Origin of the sequence: Nostoc sp. PCC 7524 (assembly GCF_000316645.1) — a bacterium.
Lineage (GTDB): Bacteria > Cyanobacteriota > Cyanobacteriia > Cyanobacteriales > Nostocaceae > Trichormus.
In genome coordinates, this window is record NC_019684.1 from 523548 (window position 1) to 538208 (window position 14661).

Sequence of the window (14661 nt, forward strand, 5' to 3'; positions counted from 1 at the left end):
AAGGTATTTTTGTGATGTTTATTTCACAACTTAATCATAAAACTTTCTCGTAGATGAAAATCAGCCTCTAAACCTTTATGAGTTAATGCCCAGTAAGTCACATGATTATTTTGTTGTTTAACAACAGTAGTAATTGCAACTTCCAAGATTTGTTCAGGCGAGATAATCTTATCTAAATTGAAACTCAACGAAAGCATTAAACTATCTGATTGATTTTGGACACTAAAAGGAAACACACTAAAAGCTGTTTCTTCTTGCATACCTTGGCGATAGCCATCAAAACGGTAGATATTCCAATGTCCAGTCGGTGAAAGGTTAAATTCCCAATAACGTTGAGAATTATTGATACCAAGAAAGAACTCAAAGCAGGTATCTTGCCATAGTTCATGCTGGCGTGTGGGTGTGTTTGCGAGTGGAGGAATTACAACTTGTCCTAAATCACCTGTAAGTTGGTAGTTGATGGCAAGTTGATTTCCGTCACGACTGATATCTCCCGTGATGATTGCATCAGGTAAAGATTCTCCAGAAGGGAATGGTTGTAAAGAAAATGTTTGCTGGTTCATTTCATGTCTTGAATTATCTGGCGAATCTGGGCTGCTTGAGATTCAATACTCTCAGTAAGCTTAAACTGAACGATCGCTCTAGCTAAATTATGTTCTGGATGCTTAACTTTAAAGTAGACATTCCCAGCTAAATAATCAGCAAAAAACCGCAAGCCTAACTCAAAGGCAATCAAGCGGATAGCATCATACATATAGGCGTAATCATTCTCAGTCAAAAATGCTTTAGCTACTGAGAGATAACCCTGTAGAATTCCTTGACACAAGTCAGTATCAAAATAAACACTATCCCAGGCTTCTGTTTCTTCCCCTGCCGTATTACAACCAGAACGCAAACAGTCACCAATGTCATAATGTACTAATCCAGGCTTCACAGTGTCGAGGTCAATTACACTGACGGCTTTGTGAGTAATAGTATCAAACATGACATTGTTAATTTTGGGATCGCCGTGCATTAACCGCAGAGGTAATATACCCTCAGCTTTGGCATTTTCTAGGATATGTGCAAATGTGGTGCGATCGCTCACAAACTCTAAGCAATAATTTACCTCTGGGGATGGTTGCGGTGTAGTCTTCGCCAGCACTTCTTGATAATGGCACAGGTAAAGCGGTGTAATATGAAAACCTTCTAGGGTATCGGCTAGTTTTTCCGGTGGTAAGTCGCTGATTAAGTTGTGAAACATCCCCAAGGCATAGCCAATTTCTTGAGCCTGTTCTAGACTTTGCATGGTGTCGAAAGATTGCGACTGTTCAATAAAGCTAATCGCTCGCCAAAAGTTACCCTCAGTATCAATACAATAGTCTTGATCTGTCTGAGTCGATAATACGCGCGGTACTTCCCAACGGCGGTTCAGAGGGGTATGTTGTAAGCGTTGGTAAATATGTTCAGTAAAAGTCCGCATATTTTGCATAATCAGTTGGGGTTGGCGAAACACCTGCGTGTTGATGCGTTGCAGAATGAAATGCTTTGCCCCAGGAGCGTCAAGAGTTACTAAGAAAGTATCATTGATATTGCCACTGCCAAATGCTTGAACATCTGTGACTTTAGTCTGAAGCGTGAATTGTTCAGCAATTGTAACCAGATTTTCTACGCTGTGCGTCCTGATAACGGTTGTCATATTTGTTTTTACTACTCCCCACACATGAATTGCACTAAGGCAATAGGAGACTATAGTAGCCTAAGTTTTACATTAGGTCTGTATATAAGTGTTGCAATTAATGCGTAGCAAAGAAATTTCAAAATTTATGGCCGCGACAAATCAGCTTGGGATAGTTCGATTCATCAAGATTGCGGCGGAATAAAAACTGCGGTTTCCTTGATTGTTGCATGATGATTCATTCTGAAAATTAGTCCTTCATTTTCCCTTTGCTGACAAGAAACAGAGAACTGGGTAGCCAAAATCCCAAAATTAATCCTAAACGGGAAGTGATTACTACCCAGTTGAGAGTGCCATCGCGGAAAATATCGTAGATCGCAAAAATGCACGAAGCTAAACCAATCAAACCAATCACCCGTAAACTAATGGCGTGACTTCGGGGAAACCAACAGGCGATCGCAAATACACTACATAATCCTACTATCGCTGCTGTACCAATGATAAATTCTAGTTGTTTATCAGGTGGTCTGGTAGCAAATACACCCGGAGACTGCATCAACAGTGAAATTGCAGCCAGCATTGATAAGACTCCCAACACTTTCCAGAAAGTTTTACTCACAATAGTTCTTCCTTTAGTGATGATTTATACTACTTTTTGGAATAAGCCATTGTAATCCACTTTTATAAGTCAGCGAGGGCGCAGAACACTCACCGTAGGCGATATCTTCGGTAAGCTACAGTGATGCGTCAGCCTAAAATGTCTCCAAGTCTATACCATAGGGCTACCCTGCTGGATGTTCGGTAAACCTCATCAACTCAATTGAACGTGTAGCAGTAAAAGTTAATCTATCTAAAGAACAGGTATAAAGACTTGATCATTACGGTAAACTACAGTATCCAAGCTAATTAAAGAACCGTTAAAATCAAAACTAGAGGTAAATTGAGGAGCCGCCAGGATGCAAGTTACATTCGATTCTGATAAGCGCAAACTGCTATCAAGTCTGTGTCATGGGGCAATTTTCTTTAGTACAGCCATATTTTCCATTGGGGTTCCCATTGTCATTAACTTGATTTCTGATGACCCAGTTGTGAAAAGTAATGCTAAAGAATCGATTAATTTTCACTTTAATGTTTGGTTTTGGGCAACTGTCATTGGCGTACCTGTTGGGATTATATCTTGGCTAACCTTTGGTCTGGGCGGGCTTTTGTTCTTCCCATTGGTGGCTTTGGGGTTTTTACTGCACTGGGGATTAACTATTTGGGCGCTATTTCACTGTCTTACCCAACCCGATGCACCGTTCCGTTATCCGTTTATTTTTCGAGTGTTCTGACTAGATAAATAGCTAAAATGTAGAGTTTTGGCAAAAGGGATGGAGAAAACGGCGTTGCATAATATAGGGAGGAATTGAGGTAAACTACTGTGCATTGTCCATACTGTGAGTCTACGGAGATCAGAAAAAATGGTAAACGTCGAGGTAAACAGAATCACATCTGTGTGAGTTGTGGTCGCCAATTTATCGATGTCTATAGTCCCCCAAAAGGGTACTCAGATGAAATCAAACAAAGTTGCTTGCGCTCGTATGTCAACGGCATGGGATTTAGAGCGATTGAACGTGACAAAGGGGTTCATCACACAACTGTCATTAATTGGGTAAAACAAGCAGGCGAAAAACTCCCAGATGCGCCACCAATTGAACAAATACCACTGGTTGGCGAGCTTGATGAATTAGAGACTTTTGTCGGGTCAAAAAAAACAAAATCTGGTTGTGGACGGCAGTAAATCACTTCCAAAAAAATATTTTAGCTTGGGTCTTGGGAGACCACAGTGCAGAAACCTTCCAACCTTTATGGGATATTGTTTCTTTATGGCAATGCTATTTTTATGTCTCTGATGGATGGCCGGTCTACGCGAGTTTTATTGACTCAGGAGACCACATTATTAGCAAAACATACATGACCAGAGTAGAAGGAGAAAATACACGCGGCAGTCATTATTTAGCACGTCTACATCGCAAAACGTTATGTTATTCCAAATCAGTAGATATGCTTAAATATTCAATTCGTTTATTACTCCATTATCTCAAGTATAGACGAATACCTGTATTTAGTTAACTCATCCCGCATTTATGCAACGCCGAGAAAACCATCCCTTTGTTATTGATGATGCGTCATCGCCTAGGTTGAGGCATAGACTATTGTTGGCGCTCATTTCCCTCTCATCGGTTAATTATGGGTCAAAATTTTGACAATCCTCAAATTTCTATTATCATCCCGACACTCAACGAAGCCGAAAATATCAAAGCAGCGATCGCTACTACTCAAACCAGCAGCAATACAGAAATTATTGTTGTAGATGGTGGTTCACAAGATGACACTGTAGCCATAGCCCAGTCACTAGGTGTAAAAGTTATCTCATCTTTTCCTAGCCGTGCTGTGCAAATGAATACAGGTGCGGCGGTGGCGAGTGGTGAAATTTTGTTGTTTCTCCATGCAGATACCCTCTTACCGATTGGGTTTGATGAGATGATTACCACAGCATTACAACAGCCAAAAGTGGTAGCAGGTGCGTTTGCATTGCGGATAGATGGGGCTTTGGCAGGGTTGCGCTGGGTAGAAACAGGGGTAAACTGGCGATCGCGCTGGTTACAAATGCCTTACGGCGACCAAGCAATTTTTATTACCAAATCAGTCTTTCAAAAAATTGGTGGTTTTCCTGAACTCGCCATTATGGAAGACTTTGAACTCATACGGTGTTTGAAACGTATCGGTAGAATTACAATCCTTCCTGTACCTGTTATTACTTCTGCCCGGAGGTGGATACAAAAGGGAGTCTGGAAAACTACTCTAATAAATCAAATTGTAATTATTGCCTATTTACTGGGTGTCCAACCAGAGCGAATTCGGCAATGGTATCGCCAAGGTTTCAAATACATATAAAAAAAATGGAGACGCGCTAGCGCGTCTCTATAAATTCTAGATTCTTGCTAAAACTGGCTGATTTTGAACTGCACCAACAGAGTTTGATTCTGCATCTGTACAGTAAATTTCACAGGAGTTATTCGGGCTTTCGATGAGTTTAACTTTGTGAAGTTTTGCACCTATGTTTTGGATGGGCGATCGCAGTAAATTACTAATATACAAGGCGATATTCTCAGCCGTCGGTACAACCTCAGCAAAGTAAGGAATATCTTTGTTTAAAAATGTGTGGTCGAATGGTTCTACTACATAATCTTCTATCACCTGATTCAAAGCACCTAAATCGACAATCATCCCAGTGCGCTGATCAATTTCACCTTTAACGGTTACTTCTAAATGGTAGTTGTGTCCATGTCCGTGGGGACGGGCGCATTTACCATAAATTTCATGATTATCTTCATCACTAAGGTTAGGATGTGCTAGCCGATGGGCGGCGCTAAAGTGAGTGCTGATAGAGAGGTAAGCTTCCATTCCGTTTCCTATATAATCTGCCCAAAGTTCAGGATGTTCAAACAACTGTACGCGGACTAGAGGTAAATGGGGTGCTAGTCGCTGCCAAATCACCCGTGCAATATTCTCAGTTGTGGGCAAAGTTTGCTGAAATTCTGCCCAGACATCATTCAGATACGAAAAGTCAAGTTGGCTGGTAACTTCGCGTTTAATTACGTGTTTCACGTCAGATAAGTTCAATACCATGCCATATTCATCTAGTTCTCCAGCCAGAGAGATAAATAAAACATAGTTGTGTCCATGTCCAGGAAATTTAGAACAAGCGCCAAATTTCTCTAGATTCTCAGCTAGACTCAATTCTGGCAACCAATAACGATGACTTGCCGAGAACTGAGCGCGGCGATTTACGATACATTGCATGAGTACACTGGGAGCAGAATTTAAAATTTCTTAATCTTTCTCTGTTTCCAGCATAAACTAATTCTTTAGTCATTAGTCATTAGTCTCTACACTATTGACGATTGACTTTAGACTATGAACAAGTGCGATCGCCACACAAGGTTTAGGGGATGCAGCGATAGCTTATTTCCTGCCAGTACAAAACCCAAGCAAAGACAGCATTTAGCCTTATGTTCTGCCCTAGAATTAGAAGAAAGAGTCTAATAACTTTAAACTTGCGTATTGCTCATATGGCTAATCCTCAACTCAGTGGTGAAGAAATTACCCAACGTGGTAGAGAACTCTATGAAAAGAGCATTCGTTCTCAAGTAGAAACAAAAGAAAATATTGGTAAGATTATCTCCATTAATGTAGAAACCGGTGAATATGAAATAGGTGAAGATTTAATCATGACGAGTCGCCGATTACAAGCTAAACAATCTGATGCTCCCATTTGGGCAGGACGAATTGGCTTTAACGCTGTCTATGCAGTTGGTGGTACATTGACCAGGATGGCATAGTGATACATGGAACCGTAGTTGGGCTGCAAGCTCGAATTAATGTGATTTTTTGCCTTCGGGAAAGCTCAAATATAGAAATTGAATGTGTCGTTGATACAGGCTTTGAAGGTTTTTTGACGCTGCCATCCCTTGTAGTTACTGAGCTTCGGTTGCCTTATATTGCTCGAATCGATGCAAATCTTGCTGATAATTCTAATGTTGCCGTTAATGTCTATTCAGCAACTATCGTATGGCAAGGGATAGAACGGGATGTTGCCGTGCTAGCAATGGGTAGCCGTCCTCTGATTGGAACTGGACTACTTGAAGATTATCATCTCGGTATAGATTTCTATGATGGCGGTACGGTTATAATTGATGAAGTTTTGTAATTTTGAGTATTACATCTCCAAAATTTGATTCTCATCATTACTCCACAGAGGCTTGGGCTTCACAGTGCAATCTTGTAGCTATCCGAAATAGTTCTTGTCCTGTGTGCAGATAACGGTCATCATAATTCAAGGGAAAATAAGACAACTCTTCTAGTCCATCTCCCACTTGATTGAGGCTGTAGTAGAGATGAGCTGCGGCTCTAGCTAAACTGGGGGGATTAGGTAGGGAACGAAAAGTAGTTTGGGCTTGTTTAAGATCTGCTTTACAGTTTTTTAAGTATTCCTGAAATTCATCTAATAATTCATCATCAAAAGGATCGGCGGCGAGTTCTTCAATTTGCTGTTCTAGAGAATTGAGAATGCTGCACAGTGAACGATTAACTGGTTGATATACCAGGCGCAGCCATTCTTCAACTTGCTCATCAGCATCTTTTCCAGATTTGCGTGTAGTTTGATAATGCTTTTGTGCTGATGCTGTACGCTGTTGACGTTCGCTATTTAAGTTTTGCGACTCACTTTGCAATTGTTGGTCATAATTGAGGCGACTTTGACTGTCGCCTAAGACCTCGTATGCGGCGTTAATGCGGATAATTTGCTCTTTATCTGCTGTTTCCTGATTACTATCAGGATGAAATAATTTTACCAAGCGGCGGTAGGCTTGTTTAATCTCCGCTTGGCTAGCATCAGGACTCACTTTGAGAGTATCGTAGTGATTGGAATCTTGTTTAAAATCGGCCATTCCTCTACTGTTTTGTTAGCTGACGCTAGTGGCTACCCTAGCCTCTAGGTCTTGGAACAATGGTGTACTCAAATACCTCTCGCCAAAACTGGGCTGAATCATCACGATTAAGCGTCCCTCGTTTTCTGGGCGTTGGGCAACACGTAGAGCAGCGTATAAAGCTGCGCCACTGGAAATACCAGATAGTAGTCCCTCTTCTCTAGCTAAACGCCGACTGTAGGCGATCGCTTCTTCATCGGTGACTGTAATCACTTCATCAATTAAGTCTAACCTGAGTACCTGGGGAACAAAGCCAGCACCAATACCTTGGATTTTATGGGGGCCTGGTTTGCCTCCTGATAAAACTGGACTGTTGGCTGGTTCAACTGCGATCGCTTTAAAACCAGGTTTCCGGCTTTTGATCACTTCCGCTACACCTGTGATCGTACCACCTGTACCCACCCCGGCCACAATCATATCTACTTGGCCATCGGTGTCTTGCCAGATTTCTTCGGCGGTAGTTTCTCGATGTATTTTGACATTCGCCGGATTGCGGAACTGCTGCAACATATAAGCATGAGGTGTACTATTGACAATCTCCTGCGCCCGGCGAATTGCCCCACTCATCCCTTCCATCCCTGGGGTAAGTTCTAATTCTGCACCATAAGCCCGCAACATTGCCCGGCGTTCACCACTCATCGTCTCTGGCATGGTTAAAATTAACCGATAACCCTTAGCAGCTGCTGCCATTGCTAGGGCAATACCTGTATTTCCCGATGTCGGTTCTACCAATACAGTTTTACCAGGAGTAATTAACTTCTCCTCTTCAGCAGAATTGATCATACTCATACCAATTCTATCTTTCACAGAAGACGACGGATTCATACTTTCAAGTTTGACAAGTATTTGCGCCACACATCCCTCAGCTTGGGGGATGCGATTCAACTGTACTAAAGGTGTCCGACCAATCAGTTCTGTAATGTTACGAGCAATATTCATAAGTTTTCCTTATCGGTAATGTATTAGGGACTTCCAGATCAAAAAATATCCAAAGCTTAGGGTGCGTCAGTGCGGTAGAACCTAACTACACTCAGAAATTATTCATACTGACGCACCCTACCCAACAATCAATTTCGGATAATTTATTTTTTGGTGTTCCCTTAATCATTTATCCATAATCTCAGCATTTAAACTTTGGAGTCCACAGCTTTCTTTACGAATGACCAATCAGTATGGACTAGATGTAGTACATAATATCTAACTGCCGCCGAGAATCTCTTTTTTCGCAAAGATCCTGAAGAGTGTAATTTTGCAAAACTGAATTTGCTGCTTGACAAGCTTCTTGCCAAATTTCTTTGATTACTGAACTGTCTATAGTCTTGGAGTTGGTATTGCTTTCGCCTGTACTTACATCTAACCCTTCCAAACATTCCAATATTTCCAAGAGGGTAATTTTGCGAGGCTCTCGCGCTAAAAGGTAGCCACCTTTTGACCCGCGTTGACTTTTAAGTATACCTCCACGCCTTAAGGTCGCTAGTAGCTGCTCCAGATAGCGATCAGGTATATTTTGCTGGGCGGCAATTTGTCGAATTTGCATTGGTTCACCGCTCTCGTAATGAGTTGCCATCTCTAGTAAGGCGAGAATTGCGTATTCTGATTTACACGATAGTTCCACAAGCAAAATAGTAAGTGGTGAGTGAGATTATGAGAAAGCTAAGAATTAAGTCTTAACTTTCTCCAGTATACTCCGGTTCATCACTAGGGTTTTTGTCTTATGAGCCAAGAACATAAAAAACCCCGCTTTGTAGCGGGGATAAATTTAGTTTAAAGTGTTGAAAAGTTTGAGAATGCTCTAGAAGGTGAAAGTAGTTCTGAGAGTACCGATAATCGCATCATCAGCATTACCATTTTGACCAGGATTGGTCAACCAGATGATACCGGGGGTGATGGAGATGTTATCAGATACACGATATTTGTAGAAGCCTTCAACTTGGTATGGAACTTTGTTCAAACCAGCTTCTCTTCCTCGTGCATAGGGTTGAGCGCCTGCGAAAATCCCTAAAACGTTACCTCTCTTACCAAAGTCAGGTAAAGCTATACCAGCGCCGTAAGACCAAACTTCACTACTGTCATTAGCACCAAAGCCACTAACATCGGTGTAGGAAACGAAACCACTTACAGATATCCTATCACTAGGTCTGAAGGCTGCCGACAAACCATAGGAGTTAGTCGCAAAGGCGCTAGTTTCCAGTGTTGCACTATTAATACCACCATAGTTGGCGGTGGTGGTACCCACTACAGGTCTAGCAGAGGCTGGATTCAACACATTGGCATCAGACCCAGAGTTGAAGATTGCAGACCCTGCACCATGATAACCATGAACATAGGTAGCAGCTAATGCCAAGCGATCGCCGACACTAAAGTTTAACTGACCTAATGCCGCATAGTTACCGTTAAACACACCTGAACCAGCGCCAGGATCATTAGCTTCTGATGCCAAGTAACCCACTGTTAAAGAGCTAGGTCTCAGAATACTGCCGCCTGAGCCAAAGGGTAAGTTAAAAGCAATACCTGAGCCACCACCAATTCGATAGATGGGGCTTTCAGAGGCAAAGGTAGATAATGCGCCATTACCACCATCTGTTTTGTCAAAGAAGTAGGGGTTATTGACTGCTGCATAATGGCTATGTTGCCCACCGCTAGCTGCGAGGTAAACTCTCGCTGGGCCAAAGGGAGCTTCATAGGTCAGTCGGTCAATCTCAACGTTGTTGTTACCAGTGTTACCAACGTTAAAGGTTTGCAGACCTTCGCCACTTTGAGCGAGAGCCGGGCCAACAGCTCTATCATTACCCAGGTTAAAGTTATTGGCATTACCAGCAGCTAGACGGGTAGTTAACAGGTCTCTACCTGTAAAGCTGGTGTTTAAGCTGAGACGGACTCTGTTTTGGAAGACAGTATTATTGTTGTCTCCGACTTGATCGCCAAAAACATCACTTACGGCAAAAATAGCTTCACCAGCGAGTTTAGTGGTTGTCGAGAACTGGTTGGCTTCCAATTCCGCAGTCCGCGCTTCCAAAGCATCTACACGACCACGCAAGGTTGCTAGTTCAGCAGAGAATTCTTCTTGCAGGCGTTGTAAGGTAGCTAAATCTTCTTTTGTTACTAAATCAGCTGTTGCTGTGGCGATTAATTCGTTCACCCGATCCAAACAGGCGTTCAAACCAGCAGCAAATTCATAACGGGTTAAGGCTCTGTTACCACGATAGGTGCCGTTGGGATAACCAGCAATACAGCCATAACGCTCAACCAAGGACTGCAATGCTTGGAATGCCCAGTCAGTTGGTTGTACGTCAGAAAACTGGGACACAGATGTTACCTGAGACAGAGAAGTATTATTTCTGCCTTCGGTGCTGTAGCGGTTAACTTGGTCGATGACTTTTGTATCTTCAGTTGTTGGGGCTGCTTGAGCTACAACTTCTGGCTGTTGTGCAATTTCAGGAAATGCGGTTTCTGTGGTTGCTACTTCTGTGGTTGGTACTTCTGTAGCTGTGGTGGGAGCTGCAATTGCTGTTGACGAAACTAACAGTGTTGCTCCTAAAACCGCAGGGCTAACCACTAGGGATTTCCACAATAGATTAGACATCTTGACTTTTCTCCTCACACCTTGTATTGATAATTGTTTTCGCTGTACCTATTCTCAAAAGCATGAGACATCATCATTTTGAAATCTGTTGATGAGGCACAGTTGCCACCTACCACAATTTTAGTTTTTGCCAAGCTAATAACTGATTAACTTAATGTTAAAAATTGATGTGATTAACTTATGCAAAAAACATTGCTATATAGCCTGTTATTATAGGTCATCTCAAGGGGATGGCAAGGTAGAAGCGATCGCCTCATCAACTGTCACAATTAGTCAACTACATATATAAAGAAAGAGTAGGGTTTTGAAAGTTCCCTACTCTCGATAAAATCTTGATTTTTTCAGCACTTGGCCGTGGGTAGCTCCCAAACCTTTAGCTGATTTGAGAAATGACATTGGCCACGTCAAAATCCTTTTGTGTCAAACCGCCTGCATCATGTGTTGTTAATGTGATTTGCACTTTGTTATAAGAAATTTCTATATCTGGATGGTGTCCGGCTGACTCCGCAGGTTCGACTAGCTTATTCACAAATGCGATCGCTGTTACAAAGTCTTTAAATTTGCGGGTAGTCTGTAACTTAGAACCTGCCACTGTCCAACCCGATAGGCTACTAGCTTGTGCTTGAATCTCTGCATCAGTTAGTAGTTGCGCCATATCAACAACCCTCTAATATTTACGTCTTTGCTATCCCACTGCCTGCAACATTTGTCTTTTCTGTACTGTTAAAACAAATTTCGCAGAAAAAGAAAAATGCTAGATATTTTTGCTCTACAAAACTTTAACGTGATTGGCACTGTCATGACAGACAGTAAGCATCAAAAAATCTAAAGTTAACCATAAAAAACTATCCGCTCTGACTTAGATCAGATGACCTAATATCAGAGCGGTCTAGCGGGTCTTCAGGTTGCAACCAGACTGCCGGAAGGAACTCCGTGCTTTAGCCTAGCTACAAGTAGCTAACTTAATCTGACAAGCAGACTAAGGCTAACTTTTAGAGAACAGCCCCGGCGCACAGCCGGCTAACTGCAACCTGATGACCCATGCGTTTACTACTTTCTATCATGGGCATCACCTCCTTGTTGCCTAAACGGTCTTAGTCTCAAAAAGGCAGAGAGTAAATCTCTGGGTATTAACCTTCGAGTAATATAGCATATCAATTGCAAAATATTCACTAACAACAAAAAAACCTCCGCGTTGCGGCGGAGGTTAGGAATTTGAATGCTAACTGTTCAAGCTTACAGTGCGTTACCGCGAGGTAATACCTCTTCGGGGAAGACAAATTTTTCGTGGGGTTGGTCTTGAGGAGCCATCCAAGCGCGGATACCCTCGTTCAACAAAATGTTTTTGGTATAGAAGGTTTCAAATTCGGGGTCTTCTGCCGCACGCAATTCTTGCGATACGAAGTCATACGCCCGCAGGTTGAGTGCTAAACCGACAATACCGACAGCACTCATCCACAAACCAGTTACTGGTACGAACAACATGAAGAAGTGCAACCAGCGTTTGTTGGAGAAAGCAATCCCGAAAATCTGTGACCAGAAACGGTTTGCTGTCACCATGGAATAGGTTTCTTCTGCTTGGGTGGGGTTGAAGGCGCGGAAGGTGTTAGCACCGTCGCCGTCTTCAAATAGGGTGTTTTCTACGGTGGCACCGTGAATCGCACACAATAGCGCCCCACCGAGTACACCCGCTACACCCATCATGTGGAAGGGGTTGAGTGTCCAGTTGTGGAAACCTTGCAGGAATAACAAGAACCGGAAAATGGCTGCTACACCGAAGCTGGGTGCGAAGAACCAGGAGGATTGTCCCAAGGGGTACATCAAGAACACGCTGACGAATACCGCGATGGGGGCTGAGAATGCTAGGGCGTTGTAGGGACGGATGCCTACTAACCGCGCAATCTCAAATTGCCGCAACATGAAGCCGATTAAACCAAAGGCTCCGTGTAGGGCTACGAAGGGCCATAATCCACCTAGTTGACACCAACGGGTGAAGTCCCCTTGGGCTTCTGGTCCCCACAGCAACAACAGGGAGTGTCCCATGCTGTCGGCGGGGCTAGATACTGCTACTGTCAAGAAGTTACAGCCTTCTAGGTAGGATGAGGCTAGTCCGTGGGTGTACCAGGAGGTGACGAAGGTTGTGCCGGTGAGCCAACCGCCTAGTGCGAGGAAGGCGCAGGGGAATAATAATATCCCTGACCAACCTACGAATACGAAGCGATCGCGCTTCAACCAGTCGTCTAGTACGTCAAACCACCCTCTACTGGGGGCGCGTCCTACTGCGATGGTCATTAGAGCAAATCTCCAAATGTTTATAATTACGTCACTGTTCGCAAGCTGGCATTTTGTATAACCATCTGCAAACAGAAAGTTAACTAGATTGTCAACCTAGTTTACAATTTTTTACTGACTCTAATAATTCTAGGGGCAAATCGCTAATTTTTCCAGGGGATCTTGGGGAGAAATTAATTTTTGGATACAGAAATTAGGGGTGCAGGGGTGTAGGGGAAGATGAGGGGGATGGGGGAGAAAAAATTATAACTATTCCCCAATCCCCAATCCCCACTCCCCAATCCCTCATCTCCTAACGCTAAAATGAGTCCTACAGTTATATGTAGTTACTGCTAAATGTTTACCATTGACTTAAGCATCAAAAATACTGCTTTCCCTGTATCAGTACAACGTAAGACAGCAGAAGACGCAGAAGCGGTCTACCAGCTAATTTTGGCGGCTATGCGTTCTGGAAATCCTGACATCGTGGAACTCAAGTGTGAAGGTAAGACAGAGAAAAAAATCGCTGTTCGTGCCAGTGAGATTTCTGGTGTACAAATTATGGAAAAAGATGGTGTTACTGCTGCTGGCGGCAGACCACCAGGCTTTTTCGCCTTAGCTGGCGAGTAAGGTAACACCGAAAGATAAATTATCCCAAATTGACGGTTAGTAGGGTGCGTCAGTAGGAATAATTCCTTGGGTAACTAGGTTTTCTCGCACTGACGCACCCTAAGCTTTGGATATTTTTTGCGCTGGAAGTCCCTGATCCAAGGTGTATTCATGGTGGAAGCGGGCATTATAGTTAAAGATTTACAGTTCAGTTGGCCAAATGGTGATACCGCAATTCAATCTTGCTCTTTGGCAGTCCCCAAGGGTGAATTTTGGATGCTGTTGGGTACCAATGGCAGTGGTAAATCTACATTACTCCGACTGTTGGCAGGACTTTTAGCTCCCCAGTCTGGTGACATTCGGGTTTTGCATCCTGTGGGTTTTGTCTTTCAAAATCCTGATCATCAATTGGTGATGCCAACTGTTGGTGCGGATGTGGCTTTTGGTTTGGTGGAAGAAAAGCTACCAACTGCTACTGTGAGAGCGAGAGTCAAAGAGGCTTTAGACGCAGTGAATTTGAGCGCCTTACAATTGCGCCCAATTTATGCCCTCAGTGGGGGACAAAAACAACGGGTAGCCATAGCAGGTGCGATCGCTCGTCATTGTGAAATCTTATTATTAGATGAACCCACAGCTTTACTCGATCCAGATAGCCAACTAGACTTAGTAGCTAGTGTCCGCAACCTAGTAAAAAGTAGAGGCATCACAGCTTTGTGGGTGACACACCGATTAGACGAGTTGAATTATTGCGATGGCGCTTTCTTACTAGAAAAAGGCTTACTCGTGGATCAAGGTGAACCTGAACGTCTGAAACAACGTTTGATGGAAGTAAATAGGGATTAGGGATTGGGGACTGGGGATTGGGGACTGGGGACTGGGGACTAGGAAGAAGCAGGGTAGTAGAGGGGTAAGAAGCAGGGGAGCAGGGGAAGAATTTTTACCCCCAATGCCCAATTCCCACAGCTAATTAATCATTAATTTATGACAACTGCGACGCGCCTCTTCATGGC

At 43.1% G+C, this 14661-nt stretch carries 18 protein-coding genes; 8 read left to right on the forward strand and 10 right to left on the reverse strand.

All coding sequences use genetic code 11. The features are described 5' to 3' along the window. Positions 1 to 23: 23 nt before the first annotated feature. From NOS7524_RS02165 to NOS7524_RS02175, 3 genes are all read right to left on the reverse strand, one after another. The gene (locus NOS7524_RS02165; protein ID WP_015136821.1) at positions 24 to 563 is read right to left on the reverse strand and encodes a DOMON-like domain-containing protein; all 540 of its coding nucleotides are present in this window, start codon (positions 561 to 563) and stop codon (positions 24 to 26) included. After that, positions 560 to 1678: a phosphotransferase enzyme family protein gene (locus tag NOS7524_RS02170; RefSeq protein WP_015136822.1), complete on the reverse strand. Its 1119-nt coding sequence runs from the start codon at positions 1676 to 1678 to the stop codon at positions 560 to 562. Before NOS7524_RS02170 ends, NOS7524_RS02165 begins: the two co-directional genes overlap by 4 nt. A gap of 229 nt (positions 1679 to 1907) precedes the next feature. Further along, a complete protein-coding gene (locus tag NOS7524_RS02175; protein WP_144050832.1) occupies positions 1908 to 2276 on the reverse strand; it encodes a hypothetical protein in 369 nt (122 codons plus the stop codon). A gap of 337 nt (positions 2277 to 2613) precedes the next feature. On the opposite strand from NOS7524_RS02175, the gene NOS7524_RS02180 reads away from it, so the two are divergent. From NOS7524_RS02180 to NOS7524_RS02190, 3 genes are all read left to right on the forward strand, one after another. Further along, a complete protein-coding gene (locus tag NOS7524_RS02180; RefSeq protein WP_015136824.1) occupies positions 2614 to 2988 on the forward strand; it encodes a DUF4870 domain-containing protein in 375 nt (124 codons plus the stop codon). Between the two features lie 89 nt (positions 2989 to 3077). Beyond that, positions 3078 to 3769, forward strand: a protein-coding gene (locus NOS7524_RS28130; RefSeq protein ID WP_085999899.1) for an IS1 family transposase whose coding sequence is annotated in 2 segments (ribosomal slippage) — positions 3078 to 3402 and positions 3402 to 3769 — 693 coding nt in all. Because the reading frame shifts where the segments join, the coding sequence is not laid out codon by codon here. A 117-nt stretch (positions 3770 to 3886) separates the two neighbouring features. Then, positions 3887 to 4594, forward strand: coding sequence for a TIGR04283 family arsenosugar biosynthesis glycosyltransferase (locus tag NOS7524_RS02190; RefSeq protein ID WP_015136825.1), 708 nt, complete (start codon positions 3887 to 3889; stop codon positions 4592 to 4594). Between the two features lie 36 nt (positions 4595 to 4630). Here the strand turns inward: NOS7524_RS02190 and NOS7524_RS02195 are convergent, their stop codons facing one another. After that, positions 4631 to 5503 carry a 6-carboxytetrahydropterin synthase gene (locus NOS7524_RS02195; protein WP_015136826.1) on the reverse strand — a complete coding sequence of 291 codons (873 nt, stop codon included), beginning with the start codon at positions 5501 to 5503 and terminating at the stop codon, positions 4631 to 4633. 269 nt (positions 5504 to 5772) lie between these two features. Between NOS7524_RS02195 and NOS7524_RS02200 the strand changes: the two genes are divergently transcribed. Together NOS7524_RS02200 and NOS7524_RS02205 are read left to right on the forward strand one after the other, a co-directional pair. Then, entirely contained in the window at positions 5773 to 6042 is a 270-nt protein-coding gene (locus tag NOS7524_RS02200) for a hypothetical protein (protein ID WP_041555085.1), read from the forward strand. Continuing rightward, entirely contained in the window at positions 6042 to 6410 is a 369-nt protein-coding gene (locus NOS7524_RS02205; RefSeq protein WP_015136828.1) for a clan AA aspartic protease, read from the forward strand. Before NOS7524_RS02200 ends, NOS7524_RS02205 begins: the two co-directional genes overlap by 1 nt. Positions 6411 to 6447: 37 nt before the next feature. On the opposite strand, the gene NOS7524_RS02210 is transcribed toward NOS7524_RS02205, so the two are convergent. The 4 genes from NOS7524_RS02210 to NOS7524_RS02225 all read right to left on the reverse strand — a co-directional run bounded on the left by NOS7524_RS02210 (position 6448) and on the right by NOS7524_RS02225 (position 10771). Further along, entirely contained in the window at positions 6448 to 7149 is a 702-nt protein-coding gene (locus NOS7524_RS02210; protein ID WP_015136829.1) for a J domain-containing protein, read from the reverse strand. Positions 7150 to 7164: 15 nt separating this feature from the next. After that, on the reverse strand, positions 7165 to 8127 hold the full coding sequence (gene cysK, locus NOS7524_RS02215) for a cysteine synthase A (RefSeq protein ID WP_015136830.1): 963 nt from the start codon (positions 8125 to 8127) through the stop codon (positions 7165 to 7167). A gap of 238 nt (positions 8128 to 8365) precedes the next feature. Then, complete coding sequence (locus tag NOS7524_RS02220; protein ID WP_015136831.1) at positions 8366 to 8803, reverse strand: RrF2 family transcriptional regulator; 438 nt, start codon at positions 8801 to 8803, stop codon at positions 8366 to 8368. Positions 8804 to 8980: 177 nt separating this feature from the next. Then, positions 8981 to 10771: an iron uptake porin gene (locus NOS7524_RS02225; protein ID WP_015136832.1), complete on the reverse strand. Its 1791-nt coding sequence runs from the start codon at positions 10769 to 10771 to the stop codon at positions 8981 to 8983. Between the two features lie 154 nt (positions 10772 to 10925). Between NOS7524_RS02225 and NOS7524_RS30885 the strand changes: the two genes are divergently transcribed. Then, entirely contained in the window at positions 10926 to 11060 is a 135-nt protein-coding gene (locus NOS7524_RS30885) for a hypothetical protein (protein WP_268741977.1), read from the forward strand. A gap of 84 nt (positions 11061 to 11144) precedes the next feature. Here the strand turns inward: NOS7524_RS30885 and NOS7524_RS02230 are convergent, their stop codons facing one another. Then, positions 11145 to 11426 carry a 4a-hydroxytetrahydrobiopterin dehydratase gene (locus tag NOS7524_RS02230; RefSeq protein WP_015136833.1) on the reverse strand — a complete coding sequence of 94 codons (282 nt, stop codon included), beginning with the start codon at positions 11424 to 11426 and terminating at the stop codon, positions 11145 to 11147. 581 nt (positions 11427 to 12007) lie between these two features. Continuing rightward, positions 12008 to 13063 carry a photosystem II D2 protein (photosystem q(a) protein) gene (gene psbD, locus NOS7524_RS02235; protein ID WP_015136834.1) on the reverse strand — a complete coding sequence of 352 codons (1056 nt, stop codon included), beginning with the start codon at positions 13061 to 13063 and terminating at the stop codon, positions 12008 to 12010. A gap of 336 nt (positions 13064 to 13399) precedes the next feature. On the opposite strand from psbD, the gene NOS7524_RS02240 reads away from it, so the two are divergent. Together NOS7524_RS02240 and NOS7524_RS02245 are read left to right on the forward strand one after the other, a co-directional pair. Beyond that, positions 13400 to 13672, forward strand: a complete 273-nt coding sequence (locus NOS7524_RS02240) for a hypothetical protein (protein ID WP_015136835.1) — start codon at positions 13400 to 13402, stop codon at positions 13670 to 13672. Positions 13673 to 13822: 150 nt separating this feature from the next. Further along, the gene (locus NOS7524_RS02245) at positions 13823 to 14494 is read left to right on the forward strand and encodes an ABC transporter ATP-binding protein (RefSeq protein WP_015136836.1); all 672 of its coding nucleotides are present in this window, start codon (positions 13823 to 13825) and stop codon (positions 14492 to 14494) included. The last annotated feature ends 167 nt before the right edge of the window (positions 14495 to 14661 follow it).

Excerpts from the sequence above, each read along its gene's own strand:
- NOS7524_RS02165 (WP_015136821.1), bottom strand. The coding sequence starts at position 563 with ATGAACCAGCAAACATTTTCTTTACAACCATTCCCTTCTGGAGAATCT.
- NOS7524_RS02170 (WP_015136822.1), bottom strand. The coding sequence starts at position 1,678 with ATGACAACCGTTATCAGGACGCACAGCGTAGAAAATCTGGTTACAATT.
- NOS7524_RS02180 (WP_015136824.1), top strand. The coding sequence starts at position 2,614 with ATGCAAGTTACATTCGATTCTGATAAGCGCAAACTGCTATCAAGTCTG.
- NOS7524_RS02190 (WP_015136825.1), top strand. The coding sequence starts at position 3,887 with ATGGGTCAAAATTTTGACAATCCTCAAATTTCTATTATCATCCCGACA.
- NOS7524_RS02195 (WP_015136826.1), bottom strand. The coding sequence starts at position 5,503 with ATGCAATGTATCGTAAATCGCCGCGCTCAGTTCTCGGCAAGTCATCGT.
- NOS7524_RS02200 (WP_041555085.1), top strand. The coding sequence starts at position 5,773 with ATGGCTAATCCTCAACTCAGTGGTGAAGAAATTACCCAACGTGGTAGA.
- NOS7524_RS02210 (WP_015136829.1), bottom strand. The coding sequence starts at position 7,149 with ATGGCCGATTTTAAACAAGATTCCAATCACTACGATACTCTCAAAGTG.
- cysK (WP_015136830.1), bottom strand. The coding sequence starts at position 8,127 with ATGAATATTGCTCGTAACATTACAGAACTGATTGGTCGGACACCTTTA.
- NOS7524_RS02225 (WP_015136832.1), bottom strand. The coding sequence starts at position 10,771 with ATGTCTAATCTATTGTGGAAATCCCTAGTGGTTAGCCCTGCGGTTTTA.
- NOS7524_RS30885 (WP_268741977.1), top strand. The coding sequence starts at position 10,926 with ATGTTAAAAATTGATGTGATTAACTTATGCAAAAAACATTGCTATATA.
- NOS7524_RS02230 (WP_015136833.1), bottom strand. The coding sequence starts at position 11,426 with ATGGCGCAACTACTAACTGATGCAGAGATTCAAGCACAAGCTAGTAGC.
- psbD (WP_015136834.1), bottom strand. The coding sequence starts at position 13,063 with ATGACCATCGCAGTAGGACGCGCCCCCAGTAGAGGGTGGTTTGACGTA.
- NOS7524_RS02240 (WP_015136835.1), top strand. The coding sequence starts at position 13,400 with ATGTTTACCATTGACTTAAGCATCAAAAATACTGCTTTCCCTGTATCA.
- NOS7524_RS02245 (WP_015136836.1), top strand. The coding sequence starts at position 13,823 with ATGGTGGAAGCGGGCATTATAGTTAAAGATTTACAGTTCAGTTGGCCA.